The sequence below is a fragment of the Parabacteroides chinchillae genome (assembly GCF_900108035.1).
Taxonomy (GTDB): domain Bacteria; phylum Bacteroidota; class Bacteroidia; order Bacteroidales; family Tannerellaceae; genus Parabacteroides; species Parabacteroides chinchillae.
The window spans coordinates 99,009-113,731 of the sequence record NZ_FNVS01000010.1 but is presented as its reverse complement, the minus strand read 5'-3'; the positions used below and the strand labels follow the sequence as shown (position 1 = coordinate 113,731).

The 14,723-nt window shown below is 50.7% G+C and carries 23 protein-coding genes; 17 read left to right on the top strand and 6 right to left on the bottom strand.

From position 1 onward, the window contains the following. The first annotated feature begins 3 nt into the window (after positions 1 to 3). From C4S38_RS09650 to C4S38_RS09570, 17 genes are all read left to right on the top strand, one after another. On the top strand, positions 4 to 426 hold the full coding sequence (locus C4S38_RS09650; RefSeq protein ID WP_103983559.1) for a DUF3408 domain-containing protein: 423 nt from the start codon (positions 4 to 6) through the stop codon (positions 424 to 426). A gap of 22 nt (positions 427 to 448) precedes the next feature. Next, on the top strand, positions 449 to 727 hold the full coding sequence (locus C4S38_RS09645; protein WP_103983558.1) for a DUF3408 domain-containing protein: 279 nt from the start codon (positions 449 to 451) through the stop codon (positions 725 to 727). Between the two features lie 5 nt (positions 728 to 732). Continuing rightward, positions 733 to 1,428, top strand: a complete 696-nt coding sequence (locus C4S38_RS09640) for a hypothetical protein (RefSeq protein ID WP_234999338.1) — start codon at positions 733 to 735, stop codon at positions 1,426 to 1,428. Positions 1,429 to 1,568: 140 nt separating this feature from the next. Then, complete coding sequence (locus C4S38_RS09635; RefSeq protein ID WP_008617875.1) at positions 1,569 to 1,865, top strand: DUF4134 domain-containing protein; 297 nt, start codon at positions 1,569 to 1,571, stop codon at positions 1,863 to 1,865. Positions 1,866 to 1,884: 19 nt separating this feature from the next. Then, a complete protein-coding gene (locus C4S38_RS09630; protein WP_103983556.1) occupies positions 1,885 to 2,217 on the top strand; it encodes a DUF4133 domain-containing protein in 333 nt (110 codons plus the stop codon). Then, positions 2,214 to 4,718, top strand: a complete 2,505-nt coding sequence (locus C4S38_RS09625; RefSeq protein WP_103983555.1) for a TraG family conjugative transposon ATPase — start codon at positions 2,214 to 2,216, stop codon at positions 4,716 to 4,718. The genes C4S38_RS09630 and C4S38_RS09625 overlap by 4 nt, the downstream gene beginning before the upstream one ends. Before the next feature lie 19 nt (positions 4,719 to 4,737). Next, positions 4,738 to 5,130, top strand: a complete 393-nt coding sequence (locus tag C4S38_RS09620) for a DUF3876 domain-containing protein (protein ID WP_103983554.1) — start codon at positions 4,738 to 4,740, stop codon at positions 5,128 to 5,130. Continuing rightward, on the top strand, positions 5,127 to 6,170 hold the full coding sequence (locus C4S38_RS09615; RefSeq protein WP_103983553.1) for a hypothetical protein: 1,044 nt from the start codon (positions 5,127 to 5,129) through the stop codon (positions 6,168 to 6,170). The genes C4S38_RS09620 and C4S38_RS09615 overlap by 4 nt, the downstream gene beginning before the upstream one ends. 34 nt (positions 6,171 to 6,204) lie before the next feature. Beyond that, on the top strand, positions 6,205 to 6,834 hold the full coding sequence (locus C4S38_RS09610) for a DUF4141 domain-containing protein (RefSeq protein WP_103983552.1): 630 nt from the start codon (positions 6,205 to 6,207) through the stop codon (positions 6,832 to 6,834). Position 6,835: 1 nt separating this feature from the next. Then, the gene (gene traJ / locus C4S38_RS09605; RefSeq protein ID WP_200817960.1) at positions 6,836 to 7,888 is read left to right on the top strand and encodes a conjugative transposon protein TraJ; all 1,053 of its coding nucleotides are present in this window, start codon (positions 6,836 to 6,838) and stop codon (positions 7,886 to 7,888) included. Positions 7,889 to 7,909: 21 nt separating this feature from the next. Further along, entirely contained in the window at positions 7,910 to 8,533 is a 624-nt protein-coding gene (gene traK / locus C4S38_RS09600; RefSeq protein WP_103983550.1) for a conjugative transposon protein TraK, read from the top strand. Between the two features lie 4 nt (positions 8,534 to 8,537). Continuing rightward, positions 8,538 to 8,873 carry a TraL conjugative transposon family protein gene (locus C4S38_RS09595; RefSeq protein WP_103983549.1) on the top strand — a complete coding sequence of 112 codons (336 nt, stop codon included), beginning with the start codon at positions 8,538 to 8,540 and terminating at the stop codon, positions 8,871 to 8,873. Continuing rightward, a complete protein-coding gene (gene traM / locus C4S38_RS09590; protein ID WP_103983548.1) occupies positions 8,860 to 10,203 on the top strand; it encodes a conjugative transposon protein TraM in 1,344 nt (447 codons plus the stop codon). Before C4S38_RS09595 ends, traM begins: the two co-directional genes overlap by 14 nt. 39 nt (positions 10,204 to 10,242) lie before the next feature. Beyond that, positions 10,243 to 11,289, top strand: a complete 1,047-nt coding sequence (traN, locus tag C4S38_RS09585; protein WP_103983547.1) for a conjugative transposon protein TraN — start codon at positions 10,243 to 10,245, stop codon at positions 11,287 to 11,289. 1 nt (position 11,290) lies between these two features. After that, positions 11,291 to 11,872, top strand: a complete 582-nt coding sequence (locus C4S38_RS09580) for a conjugal transfer protein TraO (protein WP_103983546.1) — start codon at positions 11,291 to 11,293, stop codon at positions 11,870 to 11,872. A gap of 11 nt (positions 11,873 to 11,883) precedes the next feature. Next, positions 11,884 to 12,402, top strand: coding sequence for a DUF3872 domain-containing protein (locus C4S38_RS09575; protein ID WP_103983545.1), 519 nt, complete (start codon positions 11,884 to 11,886; stop codon positions 12,400 to 12,402). An 18-nt stretch (positions 12,403 to 12,420) separates the two neighbouring features. Beyond that, positions 12,421 to 12,972: a tRNA (adenine-N(6)-)-methyltransferase gene (locus C4S38_RS09570; protein WP_394340847.1), complete on the top strand. Its 552-nt coding sequence runs from the start codon at positions 12,421 to 12,423 to the stop codon at positions 12,970 to 12,972. 71 nt (positions 12,973 to 13,043) lie between these two features. Here the strand turns inward: C4S38_RS09570 and C4S38_RS09565 are convergent, their stop codons facing one another. The 6 genes from C4S38_RS09565 to C4S38_RS09540 all read right to left on the bottom strand — a co-directional run bounded on the left by C4S38_RS09565 (position 13,044) and on the right by C4S38_RS09540 (position 14,703). Continuing rightward, positions 13,044 to 13,259, bottom strand: a complete 216-nt coding sequence (locus tag C4S38_RS09565) for a DUF7688 family protein (RefSeq protein ID WP_103983544.1) — start codon at positions 13,257 to 13,259, stop codon at positions 13,044 to 13,046. A gap of 114 nt (positions 13,260 to 13,373) precedes the next feature. Beyond that, positions 13,374 to 13,685, bottom strand: coding sequence for a hypothetical protein (locus C4S38_RS09560; protein WP_008617841.1), 312 nt, complete (start codon positions 13,683 to 13,685; stop codon positions 13,374 to 13,376). A 69-nt stretch (positions 13,686 to 13,754) separates the two neighbouring features. Beyond that, entirely contained in the window at positions 13,755 to 14,000 is a 246-nt protein-coding gene (locus tag C4S38_RS09555; RefSeq protein WP_103983543.1) for a DUF6956 domain-containing protein, read from the bottom strand. Continuing rightward, complete coding sequence (locus C4S38_RS09550; protein ID WP_200817957.1) at positions 13,997 to 14,227, bottom strand: DUF3873 family protein; 231 nt, start codon at positions 14,225 to 14,227, stop codon at positions 13,997 to 13,999. The genes C4S38_RS09555 and C4S38_RS09550 overlap by 4 nt, the downstream gene beginning before the upstream one ends. A 6-nt stretch (positions 14,228 to 14,233) precedes the next feature. Further along, complete coding sequence (locus C4S38_RS09545; protein ID WP_103983593.1) at positions 14,234 to 14,431, bottom strand: hypothetical protein; 198 nt, start codon at positions 14,429 to 14,431, stop codon at positions 14,234 to 14,236. Between the two features lie 14 nt (positions 14,432 to 14,445). Then, on the bottom strand, positions 14,446 to 14,703 hold the full coding sequence (locus C4S38_RS09540) for a hypothetical protein (protein ID WP_103983542.1): 258 nt from the start codon (positions 14,701 to 14,703) through the stop codon (positions 14,446 to 14,448). Positions 14,704 to 14,723: the final 20 nt, after the last annotated feature.

The window sequence follows — 14,723 nt, the reverse complement described above, 5'->3', positions numbered from 1 at the left end:
GCTATGGCAAAGAAACTTGATGTGAACATAGATGCAGGCAATTTCTTGGAAGCCTTCCGCCCGGAACTGCCCCCGTCCGCCACCCGCAGGGACAGTGGCAAGGAAACCGGCAACGGTGCAGCGGCAGAACCCACACGGGAATCCGGCGGAGAAAAACGGGCACGTCCCGTAAAGCAGACAGCCGTACCCATAGAGGAAGAATATCTGGAGCGTTTCATCAGGACATCCCGCACTCCCGCCCGTTCCGGCAAGATGGCTTATGTATGCAAGGAATACCACGACCGTATCATGCGTATCGTACAGGTTATCGGGAAAGGAGAACTGTCCTTGTCTGGCTACATCGACCACGTGCTGACACAGCACTTCATCGAATATGAGGAGGCTATCAAGAAACTGTACAAAAAGAATTATGAAGATGTTTATTAACAACCATTAAAACAGCAATAAAATGAAAGGTTTAAGAAAATTATTCAGAAATACGGGCAAGACAACCTCATCCCGTACAGAAAATGGCTATTCACGTTATCTGGAGGCAAAAGAAATCGAAGTACGCCAATGTGTATATATCAGCAAAGAGACACACGGCAAAATCAAACGGATTGTCCGCACACTCTCGGATGGCATGACAATAGGCTGTTACATTGACAATGTGCTTAAAGAGCATATCGAACTCCACCGTGATGAAATCAATGCAAGACTGCGCAACAGCAGTCCCGATTTGTTCTGATGCCCATGACGAATGTACTGATAGCCATCCTGCTCCTCTATAATATGTGGCTGGTCTTTTACCTGCTGCATGAAAAGAGACAGGAGCGACAAGATGAGAAACCGGAAAAGGCTTCAAGGCAGTCAGAGGCGGAAAGCGACACGAATATCGTGGGTAAAAGCCTGTTCAAGATGTCCAAAGGTAGGACGACCGGAGACACGGCAGTTCCACAAGCTACCGTTCCCGTTGAAGGTGAAGCGATTGAGAAAGACGATATTACCTTTGCAGACGAATCGGAGAAACAGCCGTCCATGCGCTTGCCTGATGAAGATCTGGACACTGCTTTCAGCGATACACGCCTTTCCGATGTACCTGTGGAATATGCGGGCGGAGAAGAGGACGAAGCCGGGGAATATGCCAGTGGAGCGACCATCGAAGACATGAACGAGGCAATCCGAACGGCTGGCAATACCGAAGCGACAGACTCCGAAAAGCGTAAAGCCGGAGAAGTGTTCCACGAAATGAAGAGCAATGAACTGTATGAGACAGTGACAGCAAAAAGACCTGCCATTGTCGGAAAGATAAGGGAACTGATCGACCTTTATGAGAATAAGCCTACTATCTCAAAAGGGGGGAATAAGAAGGTCAGGTCGGTCGGGTCCCAAACAATACCCGTCTTGTCGGATAACATTGACGACTTCGACATCCGGGATTTTGTCTGACAATTAAAAACGAAAAACGATGAAAGAAAGAGATTACGGGTAGTTGTACCCTTAAAACAGTACCACTAAATCCAAAAATAAAACAGTATCAACCCGTCGGAGGGACTATCCACCCCTCCGGCACAAAAAAACAGTTTATTATGACAAAAAAGATTTTCTTGTTCGCAGCCCTTATTCTGGCTGCAAGTTCAGCCTTTGCACAAGGTAACGGCATGGCAGGTATCACGGAGGCAACGAGTATGGTGACATCCTACTTCGACCCCGTAACGAAATTGATTTACGCTATCGGTGCAGTCGTGGGACTCATCGGCGGCGTGAAAGTGTACGGGAAGTTTTCTTCGGGCGACCCCGACACGAGCAAGACGGCTGCAAGCTGGTTCGGCGCGTGTATTTTCCTTATCGTGGCTGCGACCATCCTCCGTTCCTTCTTCCTTTAATCCCAAAACAGAGGAGACAATGGAATATACCATCAACAAGGGTATAGGACGCTCGGTTGAGTTCAAGGGTCTGAAGGCGCAGTACCTGTTTATATTCTGCGGCGGTCTGCTGGCGGTCTTCGTCCTGTTTGTCGTGATGTATATGGCAGGTGTCGGGCAAGCCGTCTGCATAGGCTTCGGGGCGGTATCCGCCTCCATCCTCGTGTGGCTCACGTTCCACCTGAACCGCAAGTACGGGGAATACGGTCTGATGAAGCTCGCTGCTTCCAAGAGCCGTCCCCGTTACATCATCAACCGGAAAGCCCTCTCCCGATTATTCACAACCAAAAGAAGAAAGGAGACAAAGCGATGAGAAACATTATGAAAGCCGCCACGCTGGAAAGCAAGTTTCCGCTCATGAGCGTGGAGAACGGCTGTATCGTGTCGAAAGATGCCGACATCACGGCCGCTTTCGAGGTTACGCTTCCGGAAATCTATACCGTCACGTCGGCGGAATACGAAGCCATACACGGGGCGTGGTGCAAGGCTATAAAGGTGTTGCCCGACTATTGTATCGTCCACAAGCAGGATTGGTTTGTCAAGGAGAACTACAAGCCGGAACTGCAAAAGGAGGACATGAGCTTTTTGAGCCGTTCTTTCGAGCGGCACTTCAACGAGCGACCTTTCCTGAACCATAAGTGCTACCTGTTCCTGACGAAGACGACGAAAGAGCGCAACCGCAGGCAAAGCAATTTCAGTACGCTGTGCAGGGGCTTCATCATTCCGAAAGAGGTTGGCGACAAGGACACGGCTTTGAAGTTCCTTGAAGCGACGGATCAGTTCGTGAGGATTATGAACGACTCCGGCTTTGTCCGCCTGCGTCGCCTTTCCGATGAAGAGATTACCGGTACGAAAGGGAAAGCGGGACTGATAGAGCAATACTTCTCCCTGTCCACTGAAGAGGCGACCTGTCTGCAAGACATCGCCCTTTCAGCCGGAGAGATGCGTATCGGGGACAAACGGCTTTGCCTGCATACCCTTTCGGATGTGGACGATATGCCGTCGAATGTAGCCACGGACAGCCGTTATGAGCGGCTGTCCACCGACCGGAGCGATTGTCGCCTGTCGTTTGCCAGCCCGCTCGGTCTGCTACTCCCGTGCAATCATCTGTATAACCAGTATATCTTTATCGACAACAGCGACGAGAACCTGAAACGCTTCGAGAAGTCCGCCCGCAATATGCAGTCGCTCTCCCGTTACAGCCGTTCTAACGCCATCAATCAGGAGTGGATCGAGGAATATCTGAACGAGGCGCACAGCTTCGGTCTGACCTCCGTCCGTGCCCATTTCAACGTGATGGCGTGGGGCGAGGACACGGACGAGATGAAACGGATAAAGAACGATACGGGCAGCCAGCTTGCCGCAATGGAGTGTACGCCCCGGTACAACACGGTGGACTGCCCGACCTTGTTCTGGGCAGGCATACCCGGCAACGAGGCGGATTTTCCGTCCGAAGAGAGTTTCTACACGTTCATCGAGCAGTCGGTCTGCCTGTTCACGGAGGAGACCAACTACCGGAGTTCGGTATCGCCTTTCGGGATGAAGATGGTGGACAGGCTGACGGGCAAGCCGTTACATCTGGACATCAGCGACCTCCCGATGAAACGGGGCGTGACGACCAACAGGAACAAGTTCGTCCTCGGACCTTCGGGCAGCGGCAAGTCGTTTTTCATGAACCATTTCGTGAGGCAGTACCACGAGCAAGGCTCCCATATCGTCATCGTGGACACGGGTAACAGTTATCAGGGATTGTGCGAGATTATAAACCGCAAGACGCACGGGGAAGACGGTATCTATTATACCTATACCGACACGAACCCCATATCGTTCAACCCCTTCTTCACGGAGGACAAGGTTTTCGACATCGAGAAAAGGGAAAGCATCAAGACCCTGCTGCTCACGCTGTGGAAGAAGGACAACGAACCCGCCACACGCGCGGAGGAGGTGGCACTCTCCAATGCGGTATCCCTCTACATCTCCCGTATCAGGGAGGATGACAGTATCGTACCCTCTTTCAATTCGTTCTACGAGTTTGTAAAGACGGAATACAGTGTCAGGCTGGAGGAAAAGAAAGTAAGGGAGAAAGACTTCGACCTTGCCGGATTCCTCAATGTGCTGGAGCCGTACTACAAGGGAGGCGAATATGACTACCTGCTCAATTCCGACAAGCAGCTGGACTTGCTGCACAAGCGGTTCATCGTCTTTGAAATAGATGCCATAAAGGATCATCCTATCCTGTTCCCTGTAACGACCATCATCATTATGGAACTGTTCATCAACAAGATGCGCAGGCTGAAAGGTATCAGGAAGGTCATTGCAATCGAAGAGGCTTGGAAGGCTATCGCTTCGGCAAACATGGCATCCTATATAAAGTACCTCTACAAGACGGTCAGAAAGTTCTACGGCGAGGCGATTATCGTGACGCAGGAGGTGGAAGACATCATTTCTTCCGAGATAGTCAAGGAGTCCATTATCAACAACTCCGACTGTAAAATCCTACTCGACCAACGCAAGTTCATGAACAAGTTCGACGCGATACAGTCGCTTTTGGGACTTACCGACAAGGAGAAGGCGCAGATACTCTCCATCAATCAGGCGAATGACCCTTCAAGGCTGTATAAGGAGGTCTGGATAGGCTTGGGAGGAACGCAGTCTGCCGTCTATGCCACAGAGGTCAGTACGCAGGAGTATCTGGCATACACGACCGAAGAGACGGAAAAGATGGAGGTGTATGCCCTTGCCGAAAAGTTGGGCGGGGACATAGAGGCGGCTATCCGCCAGATAGCCGAAAAGAGAAAGGAACAGAAACAATAACGGTTAAAACAAGGAAAGTATGAATATGACAAGAAGACAAGTGCTGCTGATGGGCAGCTATCTGATAGGAATGGCAAGCCTGCTGCTGCAAGGCTGTGCCGGAGGTGGCGAACAAGCCAGAGACCGCCTTTGCGGGAATTGGGAAAGCGTGGCGGGCAAGCCCGACATTCTGATTTACAAGGAAGGCGAAGCCTACAAGGTTACGATATTCAAGCGGTCGGGACTGAGCCGGCGGATGAAGCCCGAAACCTACCTGCTGCAAGAGGAAGATGGCGGAAACCTCTTTATCAACACCGGCTTCCGTATCGACGTGGCATATAACGAAGCCGCCGATGTGCTGACCTTCTCTCCCAACGGCGATTATGTACGCAAGAGCAGCGAACCGGCAGAAAAAGAAGGAGCGAGCCTATGAATACGGAACCCAACCACAAGGCAGGCTTGGCAGGCGAAGCGTTCCGCCGTATGGCTCACGAACCGGGTTACAGAAAATTGAACGCATTGTCGGAGCAAGCGGAAGATATGCTGCACAAGGAAAACTACCGTGGCGTATCAAGAATGTTACGGATTTACCATGAATCGGAAACCGTCGTGGCGGAGATAGCCCGTCTGATACAGAAGTCGGATTTGTGCCGCACACCCCGACAGGCTGCCGAAAGTGATGTCCGGGAACTTTACGGGAGATTGGCGGAGACACGCCTTGCGGAACAAGGGCGCAAAGGGCAGGCTGAAATGGTTCCGGAACAGGCTGACAGGGTAAATGTCCTGATTGCAATGCACACATTCATGTTGAGCCGCCATGTGCAACGCCATCCCGAATGTGGTATCGCCCCGCCGGACAATAACGATGTAAAGGATGCTGTCCGTGTCTTGGATGCGGATACCCGTACAAGCGAAAGGGCATTTTCGGTACTCTACCATTTCCTTATGGAAGGCAGTCAGCCGTCTATGTATGCCCTGTTGCGGTATGATATGGCGGACGATTACAGGCTGCACAATCTGATGGACAGCGGAACTGTTGATTCTGCGGCATTGGAAAGGGAATACGGAAAACTGCCGGACTTCCTTGAACTCGATGCCAGATTGACCCGTAAGGCGGAAAAGGCGTTGGAGAGTCTTTGCAAATGCCCTCCCGTGCCGTATCTGGAAAAAATGAACGAAGAATTGGAGAAGTTGGGGCGGTTGGCGTATAAGCCCGACAACATTGATGACCCGTCCATCAACCGTGGCTTCCTTGTAAAGTATGGCATAGACCGCCGTTCTCCCGTGGAAGAAAGGGCAAGGCAGGTGGAAACCGCCTATCGGGAACTTGACGCGAGGTTTGTCAGGATGACCGGGCGGCGACCGTATGCCGACGACCTCTTCGGGACTGTGAAACCGAAAGAGGAGATTAAGGAAGCCGTGACGGACAAACCGGAACGGCAGAAGCCCAAAGGCAGAAGAATGGGATTTTGAAAACAATTTTATAAACCATAAAAACGAAACGGATATGAAATCGAAAATTTTAATATTATGCGGCCTCTGCCTGTTGTGTGCAGGCAAGGCAAACGCCCAATGGGTCGTAACCGATCCCACCAATCTGGCGCAAGGTATCATCAATGCGGCGAGGAACATCACGCAGACCACCACGACCGCCAAGAACATGATAAGCAACTTCAAAGAGACGGTCAAGATTTACGAGCAGGGCAAGAAATACTACGATGCCCTGAAAAAAGTGAACGACCTTGTCAAAGACGGCATCAAGGTGAAGAACACCATCCTTATGGTGGGCGAAATTTCAGAAATCTATGTAACCAGCTTTCAGCTGATGTTGCAGGATGAGAATTTCACACCGGAGGAACTCTCGGCAATCGCCTTCGGCTATACGAAACTGCTGGAGGAGAGCAACAATCTGCTCAAGGAGATGAAGGACGTGGTGAACATAACCACCCTTCAGATGACCGACAAGGAGCGTATGGACGTGGTGGACAGGTGCTACAACTCCATGAAGCGTTACCGTAACATGGTGTCGTACTACACGAACAAGAACATCTCCGTCAGTTATCTGCGGGCAAGAAAGAAGAGCGACGTGAGCCGTGTCATGTCGCTGTATGGAAACGCTAACGAAAGGTATTGGTAATATGGGCGGAGAATTTGACAACCTGCACCAGATACTGCGTGTCCTCTACGATGAGATGATGCCGCTGTGCGGCGATATGACCTCCGTGGCAAAGGGGTTGGCAGGACTGGGAGCGTTGCTGTATGTGGCTGTCCGTGTGTGGCAGTCGCTCGCCAAAGCGGAGCCGATAGATGTCTATCCGATGCTGCGTCCCTTCGCCCTCGGTGTCTGTATCATGTTCTTTCCCACGCTGGTCTTGGGTTCTATGAACGCGATACTCAGCCCCATAGTGCAGGGGACGCACAGGATGCTCGAATCCCAGACCTTCGACATGAACAGCTATCAGGAGCAGAAGGACAAGCTGGAATATGAGGCTATGGTACGCAATCCCGAAACGGCTTTCCTCGTGTCCAACGAGGAGTTTGACAAGCAGCTGGAGGAATTGGGCTGGTCGCCTTCCGACATGGCGACAATGGCGGGTATGTACATAGAGCGTGGTGCTTATAACATGAAAAAGTCCATACGCGATTTTTTCCGTGAGGTGCTGGAACTCCTGTTTGCCGCTGCCGCACTCATCATAGATACGCTGCGTACCTTTTTCCTCGTGGTGCTGTCCATTTTGGGACCGATAGTCTTTGCCATCAGCGTGTGGGACGGCTTCCATTCCACGCTGTCGCAATGGTTCTGCCGCTACATACAGATATACCTGTGGCTGCCCGTTTCCGACCTGTTCAGCACGATACTCGCCAAGATACAGATACTGATGCTCCAGAATGACATCGAAGCCTTGCAGACAGACCCGAACTTCAGTATCGAGGCAAGCAACGGCGTGTACATCACATTCCTGATTATCGGTATCGTGGGATATTTCACCATCCCGACAGTGGCGGGCTGGATTATCAATGCCGGAGGCGGAGTAGGCAACTACGGTCGCAATATAGGTACAGCCGCAGCATTGGGCGGAAGTGCAGCCGGAGCGGTAGCCGGCAATGCGGCAGGACGTGCCGGGAAATTGGTCAAGGGAGCCGGAGGCATGGCGAAGTCCGCAGCCGGAAAACTGTTCAGAAGAAGTTAAACCTGTTAAAAGCAAATTATTATGGAATTTAAGTCATTGAAGAATATCGAGACCTCCTTCAAACAGATACGCCTGTTCGGGATAGTCTTCGTAGCAGCCTGCTCGCTCGTGGTCATCTGTTCCGTGTTCAGCGCGTTCCGCTTTGCGGAGGCGCAACGGCAGAAAATTTATGTGCTGGATAACGGCAAGTCGCTGATGCTCGCACTCTCGCAGGATATGTCGCAGAACCGCCCGGCAGAGGCGAGGGAACACGTCCGACGCTTTCACGAGCTGTTTTTCACATTGTCCCCCGAAAAGAGTGCCATCGAGCATAACCTCAAACGTGCCCTGCTCATGGCGGACAAGAGTGCCTATAACTACTATGCCGACTTTGCGGAGAAAGGTTATTACAACCGCATCATCGCAGGGAACATCAATCAGGTGTTGCAGGTGGACAGCGTGGTATGCAGCTTCGACAGTTACCCGTACTGTGCGACCACATACGCGCGGCAGATGATTATCCGTGAGAGCAACGTGACGGAGCGAAGCCTTGTAACCTCGTGCCGGCTGCTGAACGCCACGCGGAGCGACGACAACCCCAACGGGTTTACCATTGAAGGATTTACCATTTTAGAGAACAAGGATTTAAGAACGATAGAAAGATAGGAATATGAAGAAAATTATAAGACGAATCATCGAATGGCGCAACGCTTTTGACAAGCGGTTGTGCAGACATCTGGAGTCGCTTTCCCCGAAAGCACGGCTAATCACCGTCCTCGTGATGTTCTCCCTGTTTGCCGTCGGCTGCCTCGTGATGCTGGGTACGGCAATCCACGACTTCGGCAAAGGAAAAGTGCAGATGCAGATGGAACATATCGAGCGGTTGGAACTGCCGTCAGATAAACAGCCCGTCATCCATTATGACTATGGAACGGAACAACCGGATTGTGAAACCGAAGCCGGCATGATGCCGACAGAAAACCTCGCCGCCTATGAAGTTGAATGAACTGATAAGGAAAAAGCCTGACGGGGAGAAAGGGAACACCCCGAAAGAGCCTCTGACGGAGGCACAAAGGCAGAAGCGGAAGAAGATGCTGGTCTATCCGCTGATGGGGCTGATGTTTCTCGGCTCCCTATGGCTGATTTTCGCACCTTCGGCAGAGGAGAAGGCAGCGGAACAAGCCGGAACGGGCTTCAACACCGATATGCCGCTTCCGACGGATGCCGCCATTATCGGGGACAAGGAGAAAGCCTACGAGCAGGCGAAACTCGAAGAGCAGAGACGGGAGAGAAACCGTGCCGTCCAAGACCTTGCCTCTTTGTTTGAAAGCGAAGAAGGACAGGAAAATAAGGACAATGAGGAAGATTATGACCTGCTTAATCCGGGCGGCTCGTCTTCGGACAATACGGGTGGCGGAAACCGGACTCCGACAGCGATACACTCGTCGGCAAATGCCTACCGGGACATCAACACCACATTGGGCAACTTTTACGACAATCCCGAAGAAGACCCCGAAAAGGAGGAACTGCAAAAACGGGTGGAAGAATTGGAGGCGATGATGGAGCAACAGCAGGAGCAGCCCTCGTCTATGGACGAGCAGATAGCCCTGCTGGAAAAGTCCTACGAATTGGCGGCGAAGTACACCGGAAAGAACGGTCAGCAAGAGAATACGGTTACGGAGGAAAACGAAAAACCGACAGTCCGAAACGGGAAGGCGGTGGCTATGCCGGTCGGTCAGGTCAGGGAACGGGTCGTGTCCTCGCTGGCTCAACCGATGGGCGATGCGGAATTTGTTGCCGGATATACGGGCGAACGGAACTTCGGGTTCAATACTGCCATAGGCATGACAGGCGAAGAAAGCAAGAACACCATTGCCGCCTGTGTCCATGCCGACCAGACGATTACCGACGGACAGGCTGTACGCCTGCGGTTGCTGGAGCCTATGCGTTTGGCAGGCAGGATTATTCCCCGTAACACGGTCATCGTGGGCGGTGCAAGGGTACAGGGTGAACGGCTCGGTATCGAACTCACCTCGATTGAATACGGAGGGACGATTATTCCCGTGGAGCTGGCGGTATTCGACAGCGACGGTCAGGAGGGTATCTTCATCCCCGGTTCTATGGAGATTGATGCCGTCAAGGAGATTGCCGCCAACATGGGCAGTTCTCTCGGTTCAAGCATCAACATATCCACCAATGCCGGGGCACAGCTCGCTTCCGACTTGGGCAAGGGCGTGATACAGGGCACGAGCCAGTATATCGCCAAAAAAATGCGTACCGTGAAAGTCCATCTGAAGGCAGGCTACAAAGTCCTGCTCTACCAATACGAAAACTGATTTATCAACTTTTTTATAAACCACTAAATCCAAAGTAAAATGAAAAGAGTATTTTTAATGTTCGCCCTCTCGATGGGCATTGTATGTGCTGCAAACGCACAGGAAGTGAAAAACGGCAGCAGCGGTAACAGCACCTCGCAGGTTACGGAAGAGGTTACGGCAACCGCAGAAGAAACGGCGGCAGGGCAGCCGGAGAAACTGAACTTGGAAAAGGATGTCTATCCGCAACAGACGGAGGACGGGGACTTGTATCACGGACTTTCCCGCAAGCTGATGTTCGACCGCATGATACCTCCTCACGGATTGGAGGTTACTTATGACAAGACCGTCCATATTCTGTTCCCGGCATCTGTCCGCTATGTGGATCTGGGTTCGCCCAACCTCATTGCGGGTAAAGCGGACGGGGCGGAAAATGTCATCCGTGTGAAGGCTACCGTGAAGAACTTCCAAAACGAGACGAATATGTCCGTGATTACGGAGGACGGCTCATTTTATACCTTTAATGTGAAGTATGCCGATGAGCCGCTGTTGCTGAACGTGGAGATGTGCGACTTTATCCATGACGGTGAGGCGGTAAACCGTCCGAACAACGCGCAGGAAATCTATCTGAAAGAACTCGGAAGCGAGAGCCCCATGCTGGTACACCTGATTATGAAGTCGGTTCACAAGGAGGACAAGCGTATCGTAAAGCATATCGGCAGCAAGCGTTTCGGGATACAGTATGTACTCAAAGGCATCTATGTGCATAATGACCTGCTATATCTGCATACGGAAATCAAGAACTCGTCAAACGTGCCTTTCGATGTGGATTATGTCAGCTTCAAGGTCGTGGACAAGAAAGTGGCGAAACGCACTGCCATTCAGGAACAGGTACTGTTTCCTGTCAGAGCCTTCAATTATGCCGTCCGTGTAGCGGGCAGGCAGTCGGAACGCACGGTGTTCTGCCTGCCGAAGTTTACCATACCCGATGACAAGCAGCTTGTTATCGAACTGTGCGAGAAGAACGGAGGTCGCCATCAGTCTTTTGTCGTTGAAAACGAGGACTTGGTGCTGGCAAAGGTCATCAACGAACTGAAAGTACGCTGATATGAGAAAGGTTATCTTCTTGATGGTGTTGTCGCTTGCCCTGTTCACGGGGCAGGCACACGCCCAACGCTGCCTGCCCAAGATGAAGGGCATTGAACTCAGGGGCGGCATGGCAGACGGGTTCTACACGGGTGATTTGCAGAATGAAGCCGGATATTATTTCGGGGCTGCTCTCTCGTCCTATACCAAAGGAGGGAACAAATGGGTATATGGGGCGGAATACCTGCAACGCTACAAACCGTACAGGGAGATAAGGTTGCCGGTATCGCAGTTCACGGCGGAGGGCGGCTTCTATTACAACTTCCTTTCCGACCGCAGGAAAATCATGTTCCTCTACATAGGCGGTTCGGCTCTTGTCGGGTATGAGACCGTGAATTGGGGAGAGAAACTGCTTTACGACGGCTCCCGGCTGAATAACAAGGATGCGTTCATATACGGCTGTGCCGCCACCCTTGAAATGGAGGTCTATCTGGCAGACCGTATCGCGCTGACCGCTTCCGTGCGTGAGCGTTTCCTCTGGGGAGGCAGCACGGGGCATTTCCATACGCAGTATGGATTGGGAATTAAATTCATCATTAACTGATTAAAAACGAAATGACAATGAAAAGAATGATAATCAATATGTGTATGTACGGCTGTATGGTTGCCGCACTTGTCAGCCTGACCTCCTGCAATGACGAATTGGAGGTACAGCAGTCTTACGAGTTTACGGTGGAGACGATGCCCGTTCCGAAGGAGCTGGCGAAAGGAGAAACCGCCGAGATTAGGTGCGAACTCAAACGGTCGGGAGAGTTTGCGGATGCACTCTACACGATACGGTATTTTCAGTATGACGGGGAGGGTTCGCTCTCTTTGGACAACAACCTGACCTTGCTGCCCAATGACCGCTACCTGCTTGAAAACGAGAAGTTCCGCCTGTATTATACCTCACAGTGCGATGAGACCCAGAATTTCATCGTGGTCGTGGAGGACAATTTCGGCACGTCCTGCGAATTGGAATTTGACTTCAACCACGACAACGGGGATGAAGGCGAAGATGTGGACTCCGGCACCAATCCACCGGTTATACACAAGCCATTGGATTCGTTGGTTGTCGTAAAACCGTGGAGATAGCCTATGCCTATGATACAGATGAAAAGTACAAAGGAGAGCAATGAGAGGTACACGCCTCGTCATGCGGTATTGCCCATCATCAAATACCTGCCGTCAGAAGCGGTTATATGGTGTCCATTCGATACGGATAACAGCGAGTTCGTGTTGGCATTGAAGGAACACGGCTTCAAGGTCGTCCATTCGCATATCCTGACGGGAAAGGATTTCTTCGATTATGAGCCGGAATATTGGGACATCATCGTTTCAAATCCTCCGTTTGGCAACAAGAAGGAGATCTTTGAACGATGCCTGTCCTTCCGGAAACCCTTTGCCTTGCTGATGTCCAATATGTGGCTGAACGATGCAGCACCATGCCGGCTGTTCAAGGACAGGGAATTGCAGTTGCTTCTGTTTGACAGGCGGGTGCAATACAACAAGCTGGGTCGCATCCCTTTCGGTTCGGGTTATTATTGCCACAAGATACTGCCCAAACAGATTATTTTCGAGAATTTGCAGGTGGTAAAAGGTGAGATGAGCCGTATGCACATGGATATGGAAAGGCTGTTTGGAAAGACGGCGAATATGGAGTAGCCATATCTTAAAAACAAGACAGCCTGCCGGATTCTGTTCGGCAGGCTGCTTTTGATTTTGGGGTATTCCGATTACCGTATCGTTCCGCTTCTCACGGGAACACCATCCCGGAACATTTCCAACTTTCCTTTTTTCAGTCCCATTGGAAGCAGGACACAATCCAAATAGTTCCGATGCTCCAGACCTTTCAAGTTTACCCCCGTAAGGTTATTGAATATCATTCCGATGGATAAGCCGTCCTCGCTCTCCAATACCGTTTTACCGTTCTGTCTGATTTCCTCTTTCATAGAAATATACTTTTGTGCTTTAATCGCAGATTATGGACAATGGTTTCTTTGCTACTTTCTTTGTCCGCCCCTTGCTCACTGAAAGAAAGTAGCGGCGGCAAATGCCGCCACCGCTTAAAAAAGTCGGGTGTTTAATCCCGTTACCTCCGTAAAGATTTCCTCCAGCATATCGAAATATATCCCCTCGTATTTGGCGATGTCTTTCGTCTTGCTCTCGAAGGTCTTTTTGCTGAATGTCTTGCGGTAGAAACGCATATTATAGAGGTCTAATCCCTCGTCGTAAATGATTTCAAGGCGGTTGGCGGAAGTCTTGTTCCGTGAAAGGCTCATCAGTAAGCCGTTGCCCAAACCGATAAAATCCTTGCTGCCGGTCGTAAGGGCAAATCTGTGTCCTCCCATCTGCTGTAAAATCGTCTGTGCTATCATAATACTCTCTGTTTTATCTGTTCAATACTTGTTTTTGGGTAAGGGCGGTGTTTCCACCGCCTCACGCTGTTAATACTCTGTCAATTCTACTATCTCGCTATGCCTGTGCAACCACTCTTTCACACACTCCATATTGTATTCGCTCGTGATGACTGCCGTATGGCTGTCTGTCTGCGTGAAACGGGTGCTTTCGTAGTCGTCTATCCACTCTTTGAGGGTTGCCACTCCCCAAAACTGCACATCACTGAAAATGCCGTTCAATTCCGCTATCGTTTCCTTGAACTTGACGATTATCGTCTGATAGGTTGCGTTCATTGTCTTTCCTCCTTTCCTTGTTTCTTGTTCAGCCACTTGTCCCTTGCGGTTCGGCACTCGTCCAATGTCGGCTTTACGCAGGAGAACAATTCTCCGTCCTCGCTTCGGTAGTCGTATTGCACAAGTGTCCGCTTGCGTCTGCCGAAACCCGATTGGAAACTTTCGTATTTCTCCGTACCTGCTTCCGTGCAGGTACTTACTCCGTTGATGGTCATTCGTGTTGTCATAATCGTCTATTTTTGAATAAATCTTTCCAAATATCTCTCTTGTATGCCGAGTGCTTCGGCATAGGCACTTAATTGGGCGGCATAGCGGGTGCGGTAATAACTTTTTTCCATTTCGTTCTTGGATTGTCCGATATGTGCCCTTATATCGTTCAAATGCCTTTTGACGATATACTTGTAGTAATGAAGTTTTCTCTTTCTGTCCATATCCTTATGTGTCATTAGAAGTGTACTGACAAAATTCTGTTGCTCATCACCATTTCGGAATTGCTTGTATAGCGTTGGTGCAGGTAGAAGTGGTGGGAGCCGAAGCCGTAAAGGAAGAACCTGTCAAGTTCGTGCTTTTCGGCAAATTCCTTTACACCTTTTCTTAACCCCTCCTCACTTGTTGTCAATGTGAGGAGGTTTACAAATTCAAGGAACAAAGTGGGGATTTTATCGTCCCACAGACAAACCATGCTTTCAATTCTTACTTCCATATCATTATCGTTTTAGAGTT

What these genes read in the sequence shown, in the direction of transcription:
- C4S38_RS09615 (WP_103983553.1), top strand. Translation starts at nt 5,127, where the DNA reads ATGAATACGGAACCCAACCACAAGGCAGGCTTGGCAGGCGAAGCGTTC.
- C4S38_RS09540 (WP_103983542.1), bottom strand. Translation starts at nt 14,703, where the DNA reads ATGGAAGTAAGAATTGAAAGCATGGTTTGTCTGTGGGACGATAAAATC.
- C4S38_RS09565 (WP_103983544.1), bottom strand. Translation starts at nt 13,259, where the DNA reads ATGAAAGAGGAAATCAGACAGAACGGTAAAACGGTATTGGAGAGCGAG.
- traJ (WP_200817960.1), top strand. Translation starts at nt 6,836, where the DNA reads ATGGGCGGAGAATTTGACAACCTGCACCAGATACTGCGTGTCCTCTAC.
- C4S38_RS09620 (WP_103983554.1), top strand. Translation starts at nt 4,738, where the DNA reads ATGAATATGACAAGAAGACAAGTGCTGCTGATGGGCAGCTATCTGATA.
- C4S38_RS09595 (WP_103983549.1), top strand. Translation starts at nt 8,538, where the DNA reads ATGAAGAAAATTATAAGACGAATCATCGAATGGCGCAACGCTTTTGAC.
- traN (WP_103983547.1), top strand. Translation starts at nt 10,243, where the DNA reads ATGAAAAGAGTATTTTTAATGTTCGCCCTCTCGATGGGCATTGTATGT.
- C4S38_RS09645 (WP_103983558.1), top strand. Translation starts at nt 449, where the DNA reads ATGAAAGGTTTAAGAAAATTATTCAGAAATACGGGCAAGACAACCTCA.
- C4S38_RS09610 (WP_103983552.1), top strand. Translation starts at nt 6,205, where the DNA reads ATGAAATCGAAAATTTTAATATTATGCGGCCTCTGCCTGTTGTGTGCA.
- C4S38_RS09640 (WP_234999338.1), top strand. Translation starts at nt 733, where the DNA reads ATGACGAATGTACTGATAGCCATCCTGCTCCTCTATAATATGTGGCTG.
- C4S38_RS09545 (WP_103983593.1), bottom strand. Translation starts at nt 14,431, where the DNA reads ATGGACAGAAAGAGAAAACTTCATTACTACAAGTATATCGTCAAAAGG.
- C4S38_RS09625 (WP_103983555.1), top strand. Translation starts at nt 2,214, where the DNA reads ATGAGAAACATTATGAAAGCCGCCACGCTGGAAAGCAAGTTTCCGCTC.
- C4S38_RS09650 (WP_103983559.1), top strand. Translation starts at nt 4, where the DNA reads ATGGCAAAGAAACTTGATGTGAACATAGATGCAGGCAATTTCTTGGAA.
- traK (WP_103983550.1), top strand. Translation starts at nt 7,910, where the DNA reads ATGGAATTTAAGTCATTGAAGAATATCGAGACCTCCTTCAAACAGATA.
- C4S38_RS09570 (WP_394340847.1), top strand. Translation starts at nt 12,421, where the DNA reads ATGAAAAGTACAAAGGAGAGCAATGAGAGGTACACGCCTCGTCATGCG.
- C4S38_RS09580 (WP_103983546.1), top strand. Translation starts at nt 11,291, where the DNA reads ATGAGAAAGGTTATCTTCTTGATGGTGTTGTCGCTTGCCCTGTTCACG.
- C4S38_RS09630 (WP_103983556.1), top strand. Translation starts at nt 1,885, where the DNA reads ATGGAATATACCATCAACAAGGGTATAGGACGCTCGGTTGAGTTCAAG.
- C4S38_RS09560 (WP_008617841.1), bottom strand. Translation starts at nt 13,685, where the DNA reads ATGATAGCACAGACGATTTTACAGCAGATGGGAGGACACAGATTTGCC.
- C4S38_RS09555 (WP_103983543.1), bottom strand. Translation starts at nt 14,000, where the DNA reads ATGAACGCAACCTATCAGACGATAATCGTCAAGTTCAAGGAAACGATA.
- C4S38_RS09635 (WP_008617875.1), top strand. Translation starts at nt 1,569, where the DNA reads ATGACAAAAAAGATTTTCTTGTTCGCAGCCCTTATTCTGGCTGCAAGT.
- C4S38_RS09575 (WP_103983545.1), top strand. Translation starts at nt 11,884, where the DNA reads ATGACAATGAAAAGAATGATAATCAATATGTGTATGTACGGCTGTATG.
- traM (WP_103983548.1), top strand. Translation starts at nt 8,860, where the DNA reads ATGAAGTTGAATGAACTGATAAGGAAAAAGCCTGACGGGGAGAAAGGG.
- C4S38_RS09550 (WP_200817957.1), bottom strand. Translation starts at nt 14,227, where the DNA reads ATGACAACACGAATGACCATCAACGGAGTAAGTACCTGCACGGAAGCA.